This is a genomic window from Streptomyces sp. NPDC002125 (assembly GCF_053593715.1).
Map to the genome: position 1 here is coordinate 53,507 of NZ_JBSFDD010000033.1, position 18,303 is coordinate 71,809.

18 protein-coding genes are annotated in these 18,303 nt (G+C 73.1%); 12 read left to right on the forward strand and 6 right to left on the reverse strand.

What is annotated here, in order from left to right; all coding sequences use genetic code 11:
* Positions 1-20: 20 nt before the first annotated feature.
* From thpR to ACWCQM_RS36010, 4 genes are all read left to right on the forward strand, one after another.
* Positions 21-617, forward strand: a complete 597-nt coding sequence (gene thpR, locus ACWCQM_RS35995; RefSeq protein WP_450919279.1) for an RNA 2',3'-cyclic phosphodiesterase — start codon at positions 21-23, stop codon at positions 615-617.
* Between the two features lie 319 nt (positions 618-936).
* Complete coding sequence (tuf, locus tag ACWCQM_RS36000; RefSeq protein ID WP_450919280.1) at positions 937-2,106, forward strand: elongation factor Tu; 1,170 nt, start codon at positions 937-939, stop codon at positions 2,104-2,106.
* Between the two features lie 71 nt (positions 2,107-2,177).
* Entirely contained in the window at positions 2,178-3,029 is an 852-nt protein-coding gene (locus ACWCQM_RS36005) for a patatin-like phospholipase family protein (RefSeq protein ID WP_450919281.1), read from the forward strand.
* A gap of 40 nt (positions 3,030-3,069) precedes the next feature.
* The gene (locus ACWCQM_RS36010; protein WP_450919282.1) at positions 3,070-3,915 is read left to right on the forward strand and encodes a spermidine synthase; all 846 of its coding nucleotides are present in this window, start codon (positions 3,070-3,072) and stop codon (positions 3,913-3,915) included.
* Here ACWCQM_RS36010 and ACWCQM_RS36015 read toward each other — a convergent pair.
* On the reverse strand, positions 3,877-5,190 hold the full coding sequence (locus ACWCQM_RS36015; protein ID WP_450919283.1) for an MFS transporter: 1,314 nt from the start codon (positions 5,188-5,190) through the stop codon (positions 3,877-3,879). The genes ACWCQM_RS36010 and ACWCQM_RS36015 overlap by 39 nt on opposite strands.
* A 58-nt stretch (positions 5,191-5,248) precedes the next feature.
* Positions 5,249-6,292 (reverse strand): hypothetical protein, encoded by a 1,044-nt coding sequence (locus ACWCQM_RS36020; protein WP_450919284.1) that lies wholly within the window; start codon positions 6,290-6,292, stop codon positions 5,249-5,251.
* Positions 6,293-6,401: 109 nt separating this feature from the next.
* Between ACWCQM_RS36020 and ACWCQM_RS36025 the strand changes: the two genes are divergently transcribed.
* Both ACWCQM_RS36025 and ACWCQM_RS36030 read left to right on the forward strand, forming a co-directional pair.
* Complete coding sequence (locus ACWCQM_RS36025; protein WP_450919312.1) at positions 6,402-6,839, forward strand: DUF4442 domain-containing protein; 438 nt, start codon at positions 6,402-6,404, stop codon at positions 6,837-6,839.
* Positions 6,840-7,019: 180 nt separating this feature from the next.
* Positions 7,020-7,691, forward strand: a complete 672-nt coding sequence (locus ACWCQM_RS36030) for a DedA family protein (RefSeq protein WP_450919285.1) — start codon at positions 7,020-7,022, stop codon at positions 7,689-7,691.
* Between the two features lie 237 nt (positions 7,692-7,928).
* Here the strand turns inward: ACWCQM_RS36030 and ACWCQM_RS36035 are convergent, their stop codons facing one another.
* The gene (locus tag ACWCQM_RS36035; protein ID WP_450919286.1) at positions 7,929-8,459 is read right to left on the reverse strand and encodes a gamma carbonic anhydrase family protein; all 531 of its coding nucleotides are present in this window, start codon (positions 8,457-8,459) and stop codon (positions 7,929-7,931) included.
* Positions 8,460-8,606: 147 nt separating this feature from the next.
* Here ACWCQM_RS36035 and ACWCQM_RS36040 point away from each other — a divergent pair, with 147 nt between their 5' ends.
* On the forward strand, positions 8,607-9,359 hold the full coding sequence (locus tag ACWCQM_RS36040; protein WP_450919287.1) for an acyltransferase: 753 nt from the start codon (positions 8,607-8,609) through the stop codon (positions 9,357-9,359).
* Positions 9,360-9,391: 32 nt separating this feature from the next.
* Here ACWCQM_RS36040 and ACWCQM_RS36045 read toward each other — a convergent pair whose 3' ends face one another.
* Positions 9,392-10,258 carry an EamA family transporter gene (locus tag ACWCQM_RS36045; protein ID WP_450919288.1) on the reverse strand — a complete coding sequence of 289 codons (867 nt, stop codon included), beginning with the start codon at positions 10,256-10,258 and terminating at the stop codon, positions 9,392-9,394.
* Between the two features lie 90 nt (positions 10,259-10,348).
* On the opposite strand from ACWCQM_RS36045, the gene ACWCQM_RS36050 reads away from it, so the two are divergent.
* Together ACWCQM_RS36050 and ACWCQM_RS36055 are read left to right on the forward strand one after the other, a co-directional pair.
* The gene (locus ACWCQM_RS36050; protein ID WP_450919289.1) at positions 10,349-10,954 is read left to right on the forward strand and encodes a helix-turn-helix domain-containing protein; all 606 of its coding nucleotides are present in this window, start codon (positions 10,349-10,351) and stop codon (positions 10,952-10,954) included.
* Positions 10,955-10,963: 9 nt separating this feature from the next.
* Complete coding sequence (locus ACWCQM_RS36055; RefSeq protein ID WP_450919290.1) at positions 10,964-11,518, forward strand: YbaK/EbsC family protein; 555 nt, start codon at positions 10,964-10,966, stop codon at positions 11,516-11,518.
* A gap of 232 nt (positions 11,519-11,750) precedes the next feature.
* Here ACWCQM_RS36055 and ACWCQM_RS36060 read toward each other — a convergent pair whose 3' ends face one another.
* Together ACWCQM_RS36060 and ACWCQM_RS36065 are read right to left on the reverse strand one after the other, a co-directional pair.
* Positions 11,751-12,563: an aminoglycoside N(3)-acetyltransferase gene (locus ACWCQM_RS36060; RefSeq protein ID WP_450919291.1), complete on the reverse strand. Its 813-nt coding sequence runs from the start codon at positions 12,561-12,563 to the stop codon at positions 11,751-11,753.
* A 159-nt stretch (positions 12,564-12,722) separates the two neighbouring features.
* Positions 12,723-13,139, reverse strand: a complete 417-nt coding sequence (locus tag ACWCQM_RS36065; protein ID WP_450919292.1) for a CoA-binding protein — start codon at positions 13,137-13,139, stop codon at positions 12,723-12,725.
* A gap of 82 nt (positions 13,140-13,221) precedes the next feature.
* On the opposite strand from ACWCQM_RS36065, the gene ACWCQM_RS36070 reads away from it, so the two are divergent.
* From ACWCQM_RS36070 to ACWCQM_RS36080, 3 genes are all read left to right on the forward strand, one after another.
* On the forward strand, positions 13,222-13,857 hold the full coding sequence (locus ACWCQM_RS36070) for a YigZ family protein (protein WP_450919293.1): 636 nt from the start codon (positions 13,222-13,224) through the stop codon (positions 13,855-13,857).
* Between the two features lie 132 nt (positions 13,858-13,989).
* Entirely contained in the window at positions 13,990-15,159 is a 1,170-nt protein-coding gene (locus tag ACWCQM_RS36075; RefSeq protein ID WP_450919294.1) for an exonuclease SbcCD subunit D, read from the forward strand.
* Positions 15,156-18,233 carry an AAA family ATPase gene (locus ACWCQM_RS36080; protein ID WP_450919295.1) on the forward strand — a complete coding sequence of 1,026 codons (3,078 nt, stop codon included), beginning with the start codon at positions 15,156-15,158 and terminating at the stop codon, positions 18,231-18,233. The genes ACWCQM_RS36075 and ACWCQM_RS36080 overlap by 4 nt, the downstream gene beginning before the upstream one ends.
* Positions 18,234-18,303 lie beyond the last annotated feature (70 nt).

The window sequence follows — 18,303 nt, forward strand, 5'->3', positions numbered from 1 at the left end:
GATGGGGTACGAAGTCCGGTGTGGAGAATCAGAGTCAGCCCGCGACCGTACGCGTGTTCATCGCCCTCGCCCCGCCGGACCACGCGAAGGAAGAACTGGCCCGGGAACTGCGCCTCGCTTACGGCACGCACCCGCGGATGCGGTGGAACCGCATCGAGGACTGGCACATCACCCTGGCCTTCCTCGGGGAGCTCCCGGCCGAGGCCGTTCCGCTCCTGCGCGCGCCGCTCGCCGGCCTCGCGGCGGACCACCGGCCTGTGCGCCTGGCGTTGCGGGGCAGCGGGGTCTTCGACGACCGGGTGCTCTGGAGCGGGATCGACGGAGAGCTCGACGAGCTGAACATGCTTGCCGCGGATGTCCGTACGGTCGTCAAGAACTGCGGCATCGCCTTCGAGGACAGGCCCCTGCGTCCGCATCTGACGCTGGCCCGTGCCCGCCGGGGAGACAGGTCGTCGGCTGCGGAGATCGCTGAAGGGCTCGCCGGATTCACCGGTCGGGGATGGCCCGCCGAACGTCTGCACCTGGTCGGCAGCAACGCCGGCCGCAGCCGTGGGCCGATCCACTACCGCGACATCGAGGCATGGGCCTTCGGCAACGGGAACAGCACCGGAGCCTGAACGGCCCGACCTCGAACGGCCCGCGTAACGGGTGTCACGAAAACCATTCGACCCCGCCGCGCCGTTCCGCCATGCTCAGGGACATGTTCCGGTACGCCTTCCTCGCAGCGCAGTCCGCAGTCGCGGACACGCCGAAGGCTGCCGTGAGCCCTGCGACCGCTGTCGCAGCAGCGACCGACGCGGCATCCACCACTGCCGCAGCGCCCTTCGGCGGCGCCCGAAGCTGACCCTCCCCCGACAGTCCGGCGGACCCCGCAAGGGGAGGGTCGGCGGGGCCCTGGGGTCTTCTCTCTCAGCTTCGAACACCAAGGAACGAGCCATGCCCAAGACGGCATACGTGCGCACCAAGCCGCACCTCAACATCGGCACCATGGGCCACGTCGACCACGGCAAGACCACCCTGACCGCCGCCATCACCAAGGTCCTCAGCGACCGGGGCACCGGCACCTTCGTGCCCTTCGACCGGATCGACCGGGCGCCGGAGGAGGCGCAGCGGGGCATCACCATCAACATCGCGCACGTCGAGTACGAGACCGACACCCGGCACTACGCGCACGTCGACATGCCCGGACACGCCGACTACATCAAGAACATGGTCACCGGAGCGGCCCAGCTCGACGGGGCGATCCTCGTCGTCTCCGCGCTCGACGGCATCATGCCGCAGACCGCGGAGCACGTCCTGCTGGCCAGGCAGGTCGGCGTCGACCACATCGTCGTCGCCCTCAACAAGGCCGACGCGGGCGACCCCGAGCTCACCGACCTGGTGGAGCTGGAGGTCCGCGAGCTGCTCTCCGCGCACGGTTACGGCGGGGACACCGTGCCCGTCGTACGCGTGTCGGGGCTCGGCGCGCTGCAGGGCGACCCACGCTGGACCGCGTCGATCGAGGGCCTGCTCGACGCCGTCGACACCTATGTGCCGATGCCGGTGCGCTACACCGACGCGCCGTTCCTGCTGTCCGTGGAGAACGTGCTCACCATCACCGGTCGCGGCACCGTCGTCACCGGCGCCGTGGAGCGCGGCACGGTGCGCGTCGGGGACCGTGTGTCGGTGCTCGGCGCGGACATCGAGACGGTCGTGACCGGCCTGGAGACCTTCGGCAAGCCGATGGAGTCCGCGGAGGCCGGGGACAACGTCGCGCTGCTGCTGCGCGGGGTCGAGCGCGACAGGGTCCGCCGGGGCCATGTCGTGGCCGCGCCCGGCAGCGTCACCCCGAGCCGGCGGTTCACCGCGCAGGTCTACGTCCTGTCGGCCAGGGAAGGAGGCCGGACCACGCCGGTCACCACGGGATACCGGCCGCAGTTCTACATCCGTACGGCGGACGTCGTCGGGGATGTCGACCTCGGCGAGGCGGCGGTCGCGCGGCCCGGCGACACGGTCACCATGACCGTCGAGCTCGGCCGTGACGTGCCGCTGGAGTCCGGCCTCGGCTTCGCTATCCGCGAGGGCGGCCGCACGGTCGGCGCCGGTACGGTCACCGGCCTGCTCTGACGGTTCATCCGCGGCGCGCCTCCCCGGGCCCAGGGGAGGCGCGCCGTGCGCCGTGCGACAGACTGGGTGCCATGGCAGACACAGCTCTCGTACTGGGTGCCGGAGGCGTCACCGGCACCGCATGGGAAACCGGAATCCTGCACGGACTCGCCAAGGCGGGTGTCGACCTCTCCACCGCCGACCTGATCGTCGGAAGCTCGGCGGGGGCCATCGTGGGCGCACAGCTCGCCTCGGGCCTCGTCCCCGTCGGCGAGCTGTACGAACAGCAGCTCGCCGACCCGGAGAACGAGCAGAGCCCGGCCGGCCGCCTGGGCCCCGTCACCATCCTCCGCTACGCCCGCGCCGTGATGTCCTCCCGTACGCCCGAGGAGTACGGCCGCAGGCTCGGCACCCTGGCCAGGGACAGCCGTCCGGCGGGGACCCCGGCCGAGCGGCGAGCGATGATCGCCGGCCGGCTGCCCTCACCGGAGTGGCCCGGACGCCGCCTGCTGGTCACCGCCGTGAACGCGACGACCGGAGCACTGCACACCTTCGACCGGACGGGAATCGTTCCGCTCACGGACGCGGTCACCGCCAGCTGCGCGGTGCCCGCCGTCTGGCCGGTCGTCAGCGCGGGCGGCGGCAGCTGGATCGACGGGGGAGTGCACTCCCCGGCCAACGCCCAGCTTGCCGCGGGCTACGAGCGTGTCGTCGTCATCGCCCCCACCGCGGGCGGCAGCAGGGTGGTCGCCGCGCCGCGCGCCCAGGCCGCCGAACTGGAGGCGGCGGGCGCCCGGGTCGAGGTCATCACCCCGGACGCCGGCACCAGGAAGGCCATCGGCCGCAACTCCCTCGACCCCGCCCGCAGGGCCGCGGCGGCGAGGGCAGGACTCGCCCAGTCCGCCGCGCACACCGAGGCGGTCGCCGCGGTCTGGAACGCGTGATCCGTCGGAAGGAGGTCCCGGCGCCCGTCACAATGGGGGAGTGAACGAGCAGATACCCGTCATCCGCGACACCGGCAGCGGCACCGCACGGCTGCTGCCCGACGTGGACCGGGACCGTGCCTGGCTGCTCACGGTCGACGGCGCCCCGCAGTCGTACGTCGACCTCGACGAGCCGGAACACCTGGAATTCGAGTACGCGCGACGGCTCGGCCATGTCGCCGACCGGGCGGGCGCACCGGGCGCGCCACTGGACACCGTGCACCTCGGCGGCGGGGCGCTCACGCTGCCGCGCTACGTCGCCGCGACCCGCCCCGGCTCCCGCCAGGACGTCGTGGAGGCGGACCAGGGGCTCGTCGATCTGGTCGGCGAGCACCTCCCGCTGCCCGGGAACGCCGGGATCACGGTGCACGCCGCCGATGCCCGTCGATGGCTCGAAGAGGCGCCGCAGGCTTCCGCAGATCTCCTGATCGCGGATGTCTTCGGCGGTGCCCGGATCCCGGCCCACCTCACGTCCGTCGAGTACGCGCGTGCCGCGGGACGGGCCCTGAGACCCGGCGGAACCTACGCGGCCAACCTCGCCGACAGCGCGCCCTTCACCTTCCTGCGCTCGCAGCTGGCCAACTTCGCCGAGGTGTTCGAGGAGCTCGCCCTCATCGCCGAACCGGCGGTGCTGCGAGGGCGGCGCTTCGGGAACATGGTGCTCGTCGCCTCGCGCTCGCCCCTCGACATCGCGTCCCTGACGAGGCTGTGCGCGGCCGACGCCTTCCCCGCCCGTGTCGAGCACGGCGCGGCGCTCAGCAGGCTGGCCCGGGGCGCGAAGCCCGTGCGGGACGGCGAGGCCGTCGCCTCACCCGTGCCCCCCGACGGCGCTTTCAGCATCGGCTGACTCCCGGGCCGGCGCGGGCAGGCCGCCGGTCTCCTTCACCGTGCTGCGGCGCGTCAGGTTTCGTACGTCAGGGACGAGCAGCACACCCGCCGTCACCAGCACGATCAGCGCGGCGCAGCCCCACAGGGCCTCGCTGCGGCCGACGAGAGTCTCGACCGGGCCGGCCGCGGCCGTGGCCAGCGGCACCATGGCGACCGAGCCGAACCAGTCGTAGGCGGAGACCCGGGACAGCTTCTCCTCGGGGATCTCCTGGTGGAGGGCCGTCATCCAGGAGACGCCGAACACCTCGATGGCCACCCCGGTCACGAACATGACCGCGCAGAGGCCGGCCACCGGCAGGGGCACGGCGAGCCCCGCCGACGGCAGCGCCAGCGGGAACACGCAGAGCGTTCCGGCGAGCAGCAGCCGCCGGGGCTTCCAGCGCATCATCAGCAGCGCGCCGCCCAGCGTCCCGACCCCGAACGCGGCCAGCGCGAACCCCCAGGGCCGGGCGCCGCCGAGCTCGTCCCGGGCCACCAGGGGCCCGTACACCGCCTCGGCGGCTCCGACGACGGCTACCACCACGGAGAACTGGAGCACGATCGCCCAGAGCCAGGGGCGTCCCGCCACCTCCTGCCAGCCGTCGCGGAGATCGGCGAGCAGTCCCCGGCCCGGAGCGCGCGCGGGGATGTGGCTCACGTCGAGGAAGGCCCGGAGCACACCGGCGACGGCGAACGCCGCCGCGTCGACCGCCAGCACCCACCCCGGGTCCATCGCCGCGATCATGGCGCCCCCGAGCGCGGCGCCGCCGATGGCTGCGCCGTGCATCGACATCCGGAAGAACGCGAAAGCGCGCGCGGCCTGTTCGCCCGTCACGCTGGACATCAGCATGCCCTCGGCAGCGGGGCTGAAGAAGGCCTGGCCGGTGCCGCAGAGCGCCGTCAGCAGCATCATCTGCCACAGCTCGGCACCGCCGGTCAGGACCAGCCAGGCGAACACCGCCTGCGAGACGCAGTTGAGGGCGTTCGCGGCCACCATGACCCGGTGGCGCGGCAGCCGGTCCGCGACCGCCCCGCCGATCAGCAGGAAGAGCACCAGCGGCGCGGTGCGCGCCGCCGCCACCAGACCGACGTCGCCGCCGTCGCCGCCCGATTCCAGAACGGCGAACGCCGCCGCGATCAGAGCGCCGTGGGTACCCAGGCTCGTGATGATCGCGGCGGCGGTCAGCAGACCGAAGTTGCGGCCTGCCCGCGCGGGGCCCTGCGCGGGTGAGGGAGAAGAAAGGGCGGAAGTCACCAGGGGACTATCCCCGTCCGGTGCCCCGGTCGCCAAATGGGCGGGGTGCGCCCAGGGCTCAGGAGGTGGGTTCCACGCCCTCCGCCAGGCGCACCGTGCTGAGGATCTTCTGGACCGTCGTGTCCGGCAACTCGTCGTCCACACCGGCGTTGGCGTAGAGGACCCAGGTCGAATACTCGCCCTTGCCGTTCTTGAAGCTGAACGCGATCGACTTGCCGTCGGTGTCGCACTTGTCCTTGTTGGCCAGCCCGGTGGCGGTGGCCGTCACGACGCTGCCCGAGAGTCCCGACTTGGTCGTGTAAGGCGCGGCCTTGCCGATCTTGACCTTCTCTTTGGGGTCCTCCTGGGCGTAGGCGGCCCAGACCCAGTTGGCGGCTTCGTTGGTGGCGGCCTCGTCCGTGCTCTTGGCGCCCTGGGCCCCCTTGGTACCGACACCCGCGAGGCCGGTGTCCTCCTTGGACCCGTCCTTGTCCGCGTCGTCCACGCACCACTTGCTCTTGTAGTACGCCGGTGCCGAGAAGCCCGCGGCCGGCGGACCGGTCGGGTCCTTCACGTTTTCGAAGCCCGAGAACACACCCGTGCCCGCGACCTCCCAGTCGCCGGGAACGTCGAACTGCGTGCCCCACTTGGGGTTGGTCACGACCTTCCAGCCCGGAATCGAGGGCGCGGCGTCCTCACCGCCCCGCGGGTTCGCGACGGGGGACGACGCGGCGTCGGACGGCTTCGCCGTAGGCGACGCGGACGACTTCTTGTCGTCGGCGACGGTCGAGCTGCCCTCGTCGTCCTTGTTCATCACGACGACACCGGTGACGACCGCCGCGACGACGACCGCGGTGGCCGCGACGACGGCGACGATCGTCGTCTTCTTCTTGTCGTCCGGCTGCGGTCCGCCCGGCCCGCCGCCCTGTACGGCGTACTGCGGCACGGTCGGCTGCTGGTACGGATTGTGCTGCCACCCCGGCTGCTGTCCGGGCTGACCCTGCTGCTGATATCCCGGCTGCTGATAGGGATTCGGCTGTTGGTACCCCGGCTGCTGGTACGGGTTCTGATTCTGGTCCTGCGGGTTCTGCTCGCCCCCGGGCGGCTGCTGTCCTGGCCACATGGCCAGTAACCATAGAGGGACGGGGGTACCCGCTGCTACGGCCGCCCCTGTGAGGGGATGGTCAAAGCCTGCTACCCGTTAGTAACATCACGCCATGAGCACTGAAGAGATGACAGTCGGCGACATCCTCTCCGCGAGCGTCCCGATGGTCCGGACCCTCGGCATCACGTATCTGGAGACGACCGCGGAGCGCGCGGTCCTCTCCCTGAAGGACCAGGCCGAATACCACAACCACCTCGGCGGACCGCACGCCGGAGCGATGTTCACGCTCGCCGAGTCGGCGAGCGGCGCGATCGTCGTCGCCGCGTTCGGTGACCAGATGGCACGGGCCGTTCCGCTGCCCGTCACCACGGAGATGGCCTTCAAGAAGGTGGCCATGGGCGATCTCACCGCCACCGCGGTGCTCGGCCGCCCCGTGGCCGAGGTCGTCGCCGAGCTCGACGCGGGCAAGCGCCCGGAGTTCCCCGTGAGCGTGGAGATCCGGCGGGCCGACGGCGCCGTCACCAGCCAGATGAGCGTGGTCTGGACCCTGCGCCCGAACAGCTGATCTCCGGCCGGCATCTCCGGGCCGTCCTCGAACTGCCGGTCCCGGCGGTACATGGCCGGCCGGTCACGCGGTCCGCGTCCGGGGGCCGCGGCGGACGCTCGTGCCGGCCGGACCGGTAGGCTGCCCGCCGTGCACCACCCGTGGTGCGCGGCGGCAGATTTCTTACGGGAGGGACCGGCGTTGCACGTCCAGGAGTGGCTCGAGACCGTACCCGCGGTCAGCATTTACCTCCTGGTGGGGGTCGTCATCGGGCTGGAGAGCCTGGGCATCCCGCTGCCGGGCGAGATCATCCTCGTGAGCTCGGCGCTCCTCGCCTCCCAGCACGGCGAGGTCGACCCCGTCGTGCTCGGCGCTTGCGCGTCGGCCGGAGCGATCATCGGTGACTCGATCGGCTATGCCATCGGGCGCAAGGGCGGGCGCCCGATGCTCGCCTGGCTCGGCGGGAAGTTCCCCAAGCACTTCGGGGCGCCGCAGATCGCCATGGCGGAGCGCTCGTTCGAGAAGTGGGGCATGTGGGCGGTCTTCTTCGGCCGCTTCGTCGCGCTGCTCCGGATCTTCGCCGGCCCGCTGGCCGGTGTCCTGCGCATGCCGTACTGGAAGTTCCTGATCGCCAACATCCTCGGCGGGATCGTCTGGGCCGGCGGCACGACCGCCGTCATCTACTCGGTGGGAGTCGTCGCCGAGGCCTGGCTGAAGCGCTTCTCCTGGCTGGGCCTGCTCGCCGCCGTGCTGATCGGCCTGGTCTCGATGCTCGTACTGAGGAACCGGGCCAAGAAGGCCGCGGAGCAGGCGGAGCAGGCGGACGGCCCGCTGACGGTCGCCGCGCCCGACGCGGTGCCCGCGGCCGACTGACCCGACGCGGTGCCGGGGACGGCTGACCCGACGCGGTGCCCGGGGACGGCTGCCCCGACGCGTTGCCCGCGGCCGACTGCCCCGACGCGGTGCCCGGGGACGTCCGGGCGCGGGGCCTGGGGGCGACGGCCGGGCGCGCGACCCCGACACGTTCCCCGGGAACGACCGGCCGGGGGACGATCGACCGGGTGCGGCCCGGGGCCGGGGGCGGTCCGCTCGCCCCCCGGGCGGTGGCGGTCAGCCCTGGTGCGCCGCGCGGTGCGCCTTCGCCAGCTCCACGTAACCGGCGGCGTTGAAGGCGATGCCCTCGCGCTCCTCGGCGGTCAGCTCCCGCTTCACTTTCGCGGGTACGCCGGCCACGAGGGAGCCCGGAGGGACCCGCATCCCCTGAGGCACCAGGGCCTGTGCCGCGATCAGCGAACCGGCGCCGATGTGCGCGCCGTTGAGCACGGTGGCCCCCATGCCGACCAGGACGTCGTCCTCGATGACGCAGCCGTGCAGCACGGCGTTGTGGCCGACCGAGACCCGGGCGCCCACCGTCAGCGGGAAGCCCGGGTCGGTGTGCACGCTGCAGTTGTCCTGGATGTTGCTGTCGGGCCCGAGGGAGATGGGCCCTCCGTCGCCGCGCAGCACGGCGTGGTACCAGACGCTGGAGCCCGCTGCCATCGACACCTCGCCGATGACGACCGAGGTCGGCGCGAGGAAGGCGTCCGCGTCGATGTCCGGCTCCTTGCCGCCGATGCCGGTGACCAATGCCCGCTCTGCCATCGCCTGCTCCTCCGGTGGGTGTGGTGCGCTCGGCGCCCCTTGCTCGGCACGAACCGTAATGGACGTTCCCGGTGGTCCGGGCAGGTGGGGTGAACATCACAGCCCGCCGCGCGGACCCGTCGCCGCAGGGCCGACTACCGTGAGCGGGTGCCGAAGAACCGGAACATGTTCTCCTCCCTGGCCCGCCGACGACGTGGTGTCACGTCCCGCGCCGTCCACCGTGTCTGGGCCTGGGCGCAGGAGAACGGGGCGGTCACCGCGCAGCACCCGGGACGTCTCCGCTTCGGCCGGATCGGCGCGGGGACCCGGCTCGCCTTCCCGCAGGGCACGGTGTTCGGGGAGCCCTGGATCGAGCTCGGGGACCACTGCATCATCGGGGAACAGGTCACGCTCACCGCCGGCCTGATGCCCGATCTGGACCTCGGCTCCGATCCCATCCTCACCCTGGGCAACGGCGTGGTGCTCGGCAGGGGCAGTCATGTCATCGCTGACACGACGGTGACGATCGGCTCGGACACCTACTGCGGTCCGTACGTCTACATCACCTCGACCAACCACAGTTACGACGATCCGCACGAGCCGGTCGGCAAGCAGTGGCCGCGCATGGAGCCGGTCGTGATCGGGCCCGGCTGCTGGATCGGCACGGGCGCGGTGATCCTCCCGGGGGCCAGACTGGGCCGCAACGTGGTGGTCGCGGCGGGAGCCGTCGTGCGGGGTGAGGTCCCCGACCACGCGGTGGTGGCGGGCGCGCCCGCCCGGGTCGTGCGCAGCTGGGACCCGGAGGCGGGCTGGCAGCCGCCCCTGCGTACGCCCGCACCCGTGCCGATTCCCGACGGGATCACATCCGAACAGCTGGCCGCTGTGGCGCTCCTGGAGCAAAAGCCGGCCGAAGGGGCCTGAGCCCCTCCGCCGGCCGGTCCCCGGGCGGGCACTCAGCCCGTCGCCAGCAGAACCGTGCCGATCAGGGCGAGGCCGGCTCCCGCCGCCTGGATTCCGCGCATCCTCTCGCGGAGCACGCCTCGCGCGGCGAGCGCCGTCACCACCGGATACAGCGAGGCCAGCACGGCGGCCACGGTGACCGGACCGTGCTGGGCGGCGATCGCGTACGTGCCGTTGGCCGCGACATCGGCTAGCCCGACGAACGCCAGCGCGGGGAGCGCGGCCCGCACGACGGCGGCCCCGCCGTCCTCGGGCAGCGCGCGTCCGCCGCGGCGCACCGAGACGTACAGCGCCGTGCCGCCGACCGCGATGTTCGTGACGCGCTGGACGAAGAGGGCGAGGAAGAGGCCGGTCACGGTCGTCGACGCCTCCGCGATCAGAGCCATCACCGTGCCGAAGCCGAAGGCGGCCACCAGGGTCAGCACGACCGCCCGGCGCTGGACCGGCGCTCCGCGCAGCTGCGGCCCTCCGGCCAGGACGATCCCCACGACGGCGACCGCCACCCCCGCGAACTGCGGCAGTCCGGGCCGCTCGCCGACCAGCAGGCCCACTCCGACCGGGACCGCGACGCCGAGGGAGCCGAGCGGCGAGACCACGCCCATCGGGCCCAGGGCCAGGGCCTTGTAGAAGCTGAGCATGGCCACAGGGCCCACCGCACCCGCCGCCACCGCGAACCAGAGCAGGCCTCCTGCCTCGCTCCAGGCGCCGGTCGCGAGCACCACGGCACCCAGCACCACGGCGGCGATGCACTGCGACACGACCACCACGGTCAGGGCGGGGGTACGCCGGGTGAGCACGCCGCCCCCGAAATCGGCCAGGCCCCACAGCAGGCTCGTGGCCAGGGCGAACAGTGCTGTCATCGGTGCCTCGCAGTACAGTGCGGTGGTCGTGGGTACACCACACCGTAGTGCATTATTTTCGACCCTGGCATCCAGAATATTGGACGGAACGTGTCTGACCTCGATCAGCTCACCCAGTCGCTCGCGCGCAACCTCAAGCTCTGGCGGGGCGAGCGCGGCTTCACCCTGGACGCACTCGCGGCCCGAGCGGGGGTCAGCCGGGGCATGATCATCCAGATCGAGCAGGCGCGTACGAACCCGAGCATCGGCACCACCGTCAAGCTCGCCGACGCGCTGGGGGTCAGCATCACCACCCTGCTCGACTACGAGCAGGGCTCGCAGGTGCGTCTGGTGCCCGCGAGCCAGGCGGTGCGCCTGTGGTCCACGGAGGCGGGCAGCTCGACCATGCTGCTGGTGGGCACGGAGGCCCGGGGGCCGATCGAACTCTGGAGCTGGCGCCTGATGCCCGGTGAAGGGAGCGCCTCCGACCCGCACCCGGTCGGGACGGTGGAGCTCCTCCATGTCACCGCGGGCGAGCTGACGCTGGTCGTCGACGGTGAGGCGCACGCGGTGCCGGCGGGCACCTCGGCGACGTTCGAGGCCCATGTGCCGCACATCTACCGCAACGAGGGCGCCGTCCCCATGGAACTCACCATGGCGGTGTCCATCCCACCGGTCCGCAGGGAGGGTAAGTGGGTCGCTGGCGAAGGCTGTTAGCGTGGCGGCATGCACGCACCCCTGGGCGACTTCGCCGATGCCTCTCCCGCAGCCGAGCGGCTGGAACTGCTCACCCCGCCCGTCGCGAAGGCCGTGGCGGAGGGCTGGGGCGGTGTCCCCGCCGAATCGGTCGTCCATGTCGACACGGACCCGGAGATCGCCGACACGGCCGTCTTCACGGAGCACTACGGCGTCGACCTGCTGAAGCGGTCCGCCAACTGCGTGGTGGTGGCGGGCAAGCGGGGCGGAGAAGTCACCCTTGCCGCGTGTGTGGTGCTGTCGCACACCCGCGTCGATGTGAACGGGACGGTACGCAGGCATCTCGGGGCCCGCAAGGCGTCGTTCGCCCTGATGGACACGGCGGTCGGCGAGACCGGCATGGAGTACGGCGGGATCACTCCCATCGGGCTCCCCGCCGGCTGGCCCCTGCTGCTCGACCCCGCCGTGGCCGACGAGGAATGGGTCCTGATCGGCAGCGGCAGCCGCCGCGGCAAGCTGATCGTCCCGGGCAAGGCCCTGGCGGCACTGCCGGGCGCGGTCCTGGTGGAGGGCCTCGGGGTCTGAGTCCGGCCCCGTGGCGACGGGGCAGGCCCGGACGGGGACGCCCCTTCGCGACGGGGCCCGGCGACGAACCGGGCGACCTGGAGCGGCCTGGCACCCCGGACCGGCCGAGCGGGACATCCGGTGGACCGGGCGGCGCGGGAGGACCGGCGCTGAGCCGGTGCCGGGCCGGTGCGCTCAGCCTGTGCTGGCCGCCGCGCTCAGCTGGTGCCGGGCCGGTGCTGGACCGCCGCCCTCAGCCGGTGCCGGGCCGGTGCTCCTTCAGCCACCCTGTGGCGAAGTCCACCGCCGCCCGGAAGCGGAACAGGCGGCTTGGGGCCGAGCCCACCGCGCCCGTGCGCACCGATCCCTCGGCGGCCCGGCGTACGAAGTCGTGCCCCAGTGCGGGGAAGTCGCTGTCGTCCAGCTCGATGTCCTCGTACTGCCACCAGCGGCGTCTGCCCTCCGGAGCCACCACACAGCGGTAGAGGCGGCGGGCCGGGGCTGGCAGGCGGTACTCCGCGAGATGGAAGGCCGTGCAGCTCTCGAAGCCCGTGCCCAGCAGCAGGACCTGCGCGTCCGCCTCGTACAGCCGGGCGAGGGGGGAGTCCTCGCCGAGGTGGCAGTCCTGGCGGTGGCCCGCGAGCAGCTCGTCCGCCGCCGGGCCGATCGCGGCGAACGAGGTCTGCGGGTGCCCGCTGCGCAGCGCGCCGGGAGTCAGCCGCACCGTCTCGGCCAGCGCGCCCATGGCACGTGCGGGAGACACCGCCGGGTCGAACGGAGGCATCGTCGCGCGCACCGCGGCACGCGCCTGCTCGCTCAATCCGTGGACGCGGTCCAGGTAGGAGCGCGAGGTGTCCGAATTCTCCGGGGTGAAGGCGGGGACGACCAGCGTCCCCTCCGGCCCCAGAGCCCGGCGGAGGGCGCCCGCCATCGTCTCGGCGTCGCCGCCCGCGGAACGCATCGAGCAGTGCACCAGCAGGACGCCGCCGCCCCGCACACCCAGCCCGTCCAGCTGAGTGGCGGCGCGCTCACCGCCGAGAAGGAGTCGCTGTGTCACAGCCCACATTCTCCCCGCCCGGGAGCCACTGCGGCACCACTCCTTCCGGACAGGAAGGCGCGCTGCGGCGCTGCGGGGGCGCGACCGGGGCGTGCGGTTCAGCCGGACGCGCCGGCCGGGCGCGACGCTTCAGCCGGCCGGGCGCGACGCTTCAGCCGGAGACGCCGGTCAGGCGGTGTGCTTGAGCCGGGGTATCTCGATCGCCGGGCAACGGTTCATCACCATGTCGAGCCCCGCCGCGCGTGTGCGCCCGTACGCCTCTTCGTCGATCACCCCGAGCTGGAACCAGACCGCCTTCGCGCCGGCCGCCACCGCCTCGTCCGCCACGCCCCCGGCCAGGTCGCTGTTGACGAAGACGTCCACCACGTCGACGGGGAAAGGTATGTCCGCCAGGGAGGCATAGCCCTGCTCGCCGTGGACCGTCTCGGCCTTGGGGTGCACCGGCACGATCCTCTTGCCGTAGGCCTTGAGGACCCCCGCCACCCCATAGGCCGCGCGGGAGCGGTTGCCGGACAGGCCGACCACCGCCCAGGTGTCGCCCGAGTCCTGGAGAATCCTGCGGATCGTCTCATCGTCTGCGTACATGCCCGGAGAACGGACGGCCCGCCCTACGCATTCCCCACGGGAGGGTGAATCCGCAGGACGGACCGGCGCATAGGGTGGCCTGATGCAGGAGCAGTACCGCACCGTCGCCCGCGCGGGCGTGCACGAGACCGAGGTCAGCCGATCGCGCTTCCTCTGCGCGCTCGCCCCCGCCGCCACCGAGCAGGAGGCGCAGGAGTTCGTCGCACGCGTCCGCAAGGAGCACCCCACCGCCAACCACAACTGCTACGCCTATGTGATCGGCGCCGACGCCTCCGTGCAGAAGGCCAGCGACGACGGGGAGCCCGGCGGGACGGCGGGAGTCCCCATGCTCCAGATGCTCATGCGCCGCGAGACGCGGTACGTCGTCGCCGTGGTCACGCGCTACTTCGGCGGCGTCAAGCTGGGCGCGGGCGGGCTGATCCGGGCGTACGGAGGGGCGGTCGGGGAGGCGCTGGACGCGCTGGGCACGACCACCCGCAGGCGATTCAGGCTGGCCACCGTCACCGTCGACCACCAGCGGGCGGGCAAGCTGGAGAACGATCTGCGCGCCACCGGTGTGGACGTGCGCGAGGTGTCGTACGCCGAGGCGGTGACCATCGGGGTCGGGCTGCCCGACGCCGAGGTCGACGGCTTCAGGGCCTGGCTGGCGGACGCCACGGCCGGCACTGCGACGCTCGAACTGGGTGGCGAGGCGTACGGGGACGTCCGAGGCGGATGAGGGGTCCGGGGCCGGACGGCATTAGCGTGGTCGGGTCCGCCGCGGATCTCCGGGGTGGGCGAGTGCCGGACCTGTGGGGTCCTGGGGGCGGAGGAAGAGGAACATGCGGGTCGAAGCCGTCGGAGTGATGTCGTGAGGATTCTGCACACCTCGGACTGGCATCTGGGGAGGTCGTTCCACCGTGTCCCGATGCTCGACGCCCAGGCCGCCTACCTCGACCACCTCGTGGACACCGTCCGGGCACGGTCGGTCGACGTGGTCGTCGTCGCGGGCGACGTCTACGACCGGGCCGTCCCGCCGCTCTCGGCCGTCCAGCTCTTCGACGACGCACTGCACCGGCTCGCCGCCGCCGGTGTGCCGACCGTCATGATCTCCGGAAACCACGACTCGGCCCGCAGGCTCGGCGTCGGCGCGGGGCTCATCGCGCGGGCCGGCATCCATCTGCGTACCGACCCCGCCGACTGCGCCACCCCGGTCGTGCTGCCGGACCCCGAAGGGGGTGACGTGGCGTTCTACGGGCTGCCCTATCTGGAACCCGCGCTCGTCAAGGACAGCCTGGGCGCCTCGAAGGCGGGGCACGAAGCCGTCCTCACCGCGGCCATGGACCGGGTGCGCGCCGATCTCGCGACCCGGCCCGACGGCACGCGCTCGGTGGTCCTCGCCCATGCCTTCGTGGCGGGCGGAGAGCCCAGCGACAGCGAACGCGACATCACCGTCGGAGGTGTCGCCGCGGTCCCCGCCGGAGTCTTCGACGGCGTCGACTACGTGGCGCTCGGCCACCTGCACGGCTGCCAGACGGTCACGGAACGCGTGCGCTACTCCGGCTCACCGCTCGCGTACTCCTTCTCCGAGCACACGCACCGCAAGACGATGTGGCTGATCGACCTCGCCGCCGGCGGCGACCTCGTGGCCGAACGCGTGGAATGCCCGGTGCCCCGCCCGCTCGCACGGCTCAGGGGACGCCTGGAAGCCCTCCTGGAGGATCCCGCGCTCGACCGGCACAGGGATGCCTGGGTGGAGGCCACGCTCACCGACCCCGCGCGGCCCGAGGAGCCGATGGCCCGCCTGCTCGAACGCTTTCCGCACACCCTCAGCCTCGTCTTCGAACCCGAGCGCGCCCCGGACGACCCCTCCGCCTCGTACGCCCAGCGGCTCAGGGGCCGCGACGACCAGCAGATCGCGGAGGACTTCGTGGCCCATGTACGCGGCGGAAGCGGCCCCAGCGCACGGGAGCGGACGGTGCTGCGCGCCGCCTTCGACGACGTACGGATCGACGACGTGATCGGCGAGGTGTCCCGTTGAGGCTGCACAAGCTCACCCTCACCGCGTTCGGGCCCTTCGGCGCGACCCAGGAGGTCGACTTCGACGCGCTCTCCTCCGCCGGGATCTTCCTCCTGCACGGACCGACGGGGGCGGGCAAGACCTCCGTGCTCGACGCCGTCTGCTACGGGCTCTACGGCACGGTGCCCGGCGCCCGGCAGAGCCCCGGCACCTCGCTGCGCAGTGACCACGCCCCGGTGGACCTGCCGACCGAGGTGTGCCTGGAGCTGACCGTCGGCGGGCGCCGGCTGGAGATCACCAGACGGCCCGCCCAGCCCCGGCCCAAGAAGCGGGGCGGCGGCTTCACCACCGAGAAGGCCCAGAGCTGGCTCCGCGAGTACGACACCGAGCACGGCTGGAAGGCGCTCAGCCGCTCCCACCAGGAGATCGGCGAGGAGATCGGCGGGCTCATCGGGATGAGCCGTGACCAGTTCTGCCAGGTAGTGCTGCTGCCCCAGGGCGACTTCGCGCGGTTCCTGCGCGCGGACGCGGAGGCACGCGGCAAGCTGCTCGGCCGGCTCTTCGACACCCGCCGGTTCGCGGCCGTCGAGGAACGCCTGGCCGAGCTGCGACGCATGGCCGAGGCCCGGGTGAAGGCGGCGGACGAACAGGTCCTCGCCCTCGCCCAGCGCATCGCGCAGGCGGCCGGCCCCGCGGCGGACGAGATGGCACAGCCCGCGGAGCGCCCCGGCGAACCAGGACTCGCCGAGGGCGTCCTGCGGTGGGCCGCCGTCGCACGCAGCGGCGCCCGCGAACGGCTTGACATCGCCCAGTGCGTCCTGGCCGAGGCGGAGGGCCGGAACACCGCCGCACGCCAGGCACTCGAAGCCGAGACCGAGCTGGCCCGGCTCCAGCAGAGGTACGAGGAGACCCGCCGCCGCGCGGCCGGGCTGGAGGAGCGCCGCGCCGAACGCGACCGCTGCCACGAGCAGTTGACCCGCGCGCGCAAGGCGGACCTGGTCGCCCCCGCGCTCGGCCTGCGGGACGAGGCGGACCGCGCCCACCGCACGGCTCTGGCCGCCCGCGAGCGCTCCCGGGCCGAGCTGCCTCCCGCCCTGGCCGAAGCGGGCTTCGACCAGCTCGCCGAGAGGGAACGCGGACTCCGGGCCGAGCTGGGCGCACTCGACGCCGCGCGCCGGGCGGAACGGCGCAGCAGGGACATCGACGCCGAACGGGCCGGCCTGGAGAGGCAGTCGCGCGCCGACGACGAGCTGATCCAGGAGGCGGAGACCTGGCTGGCCGGCTGGGACGTGACGCACCGGAGCCTCAGGGAACGCGTCGAGACCGCGCAGGACGCGGCGACCAGGGCGGAACAGCTGGCCGGCCGGCTCGGCCCCGCACGCAGGAGGCTGGACGCGGCACGGAGGCGCGACGCCCTCTCCGTACAGGCGGAGACGGCGGCGGCCGCTCTCACGGCGGCCAGGGAGCATGCGGTGGCCGCGCACGAGAAGTGGCTCGGGCTGCGGGAACAGCGGCTGCGGGGGATCGCGGCGGAGCTCGCGGGCCGGCTCGTCGACGGAGTGGCGTGCACCGTGTGCGGCTCGGCCGAACACCCGGAGCCCGCCCGGGCCGAGGACGGTCACGTGGACCGGGCTACCGAGGAGGCGGCCCTCGCCGCCCATCAGCGGGCCGACCTGGCGCGCGCCGAGGCCGAGGGCGAGCTCGTAGTACTGCGTGAGCGACTCGCCGCGGCGCGCTCGGAGGCGGAGGAACCGGAGGACGCGGGCGCACCGCTGCCGGCGGCCGGGGGCGGTCTTCCCGTGCCGGAGGACCGCACCCCCGTATCCGTCGCCGAGCTGCAGGAGTCCGTTGACCGGCTGGCCCGTGAGCACATGGACGCACACCGCCTGGCCGCAGGAACACACGGTGCCAGGGAAGCCCTCGCCGCCGCCGAGCGCGAGCATCTGGGCCGGCTCGACGACCGGCAGAAGGCGGAGCGCCGCGCCGCCGCCCGCACCTCGCAGCGGGAAGCGCTCGACCGTGAGCAGTCCGCGCTGGAGGCCGAGCTGGCCAAGGCGCGGGGCGCCTGCGACTCCGTCGCTCAGCACGCCGACCTGCTGGAGCGTCGTATCGGTCTGCTCGCGGGGGCGGCGGAGGCCCTCCGGGAGGAACAGCGTGCCGCCGAGCGGCTCAAGGAGGCCGACGGCCGGCTGGCGGACGCCGCGTTCCGGGCCGGGTTCGACACCCCGGAGGCCGCCGCCGCGAAGCTGCTCGGCGACACCGCGCAGCGGGAGCTCCAGCACCGGATCGACGCCTGGCAGACGGAGGCCGCCGCGGTTGCCGACCGGCTTGCCGAGGAGGACGCCAGGGCGGCGGCCGACCGTCCGCCCGCGACACCGGACACCGCGCGTGAAGCCCACGAGCTGTCCGTGATGCTCCTGCGCGACAGCGCCGCCGCACACTCCGCGGCGCGGGAGCGCGGCGCCGAACTCGACCGGCTCTCCCGCCGGGCCGAGGACGACGTACGAGCTCTCGGGCCGCTGCGCCAGGAGTACGACCGGGTGGCCCGCCTCGCCGGGCTCACCGCCGGCACATCGGCCGACAACGAGCGGAAGATGAGGCTGGAGGCGTACGTACTGGCCGCCCGCCTCGAACAGGTGGCCGCGGCTGCCACGGCCCGGCTCCAGCGGATGTCCTCGGGCCGCTACACCCTGGTCCACTCCGACGAGCGCAGCGGAGGCCGCAGGGCGGGGCTCGGGCTGCACGTCGTCGACTCCTGGACGGGCCGGGAGCGTGACACGGCCACCCTCTCCGGCGGTGAGACCTTCTTCGCCTCGCTGGCCCTCGCGCTCGGCCTCGCCGATGTGGTGACCGACGAGGCGGGCGGCGTACGACTGGACACGCTGTTCATCGACGAGGGCTTCGGGAGCCTCGACGACCAGACCCTGGACGAGGTGCTCGACGTCCTGGACTCGCTGCGCGAACGCGATCGCAGCGTCGGCATCGTCAGCCACGTGGCCGACCTGCGCCGCCGGATCCCCGCCCAGCTCGAAGTGGTGAAGGAACGCCACGGCTCGGCGGTGCGCCACCGGGTGGCGGGCGCGCTCAGCGGCTGACCGGGCGGCGGGGGAGGGGTGTCCCGCCCGCTTCCCGGCGGCGGCGCCTCGACCCCGGCCGTTCCCGTGG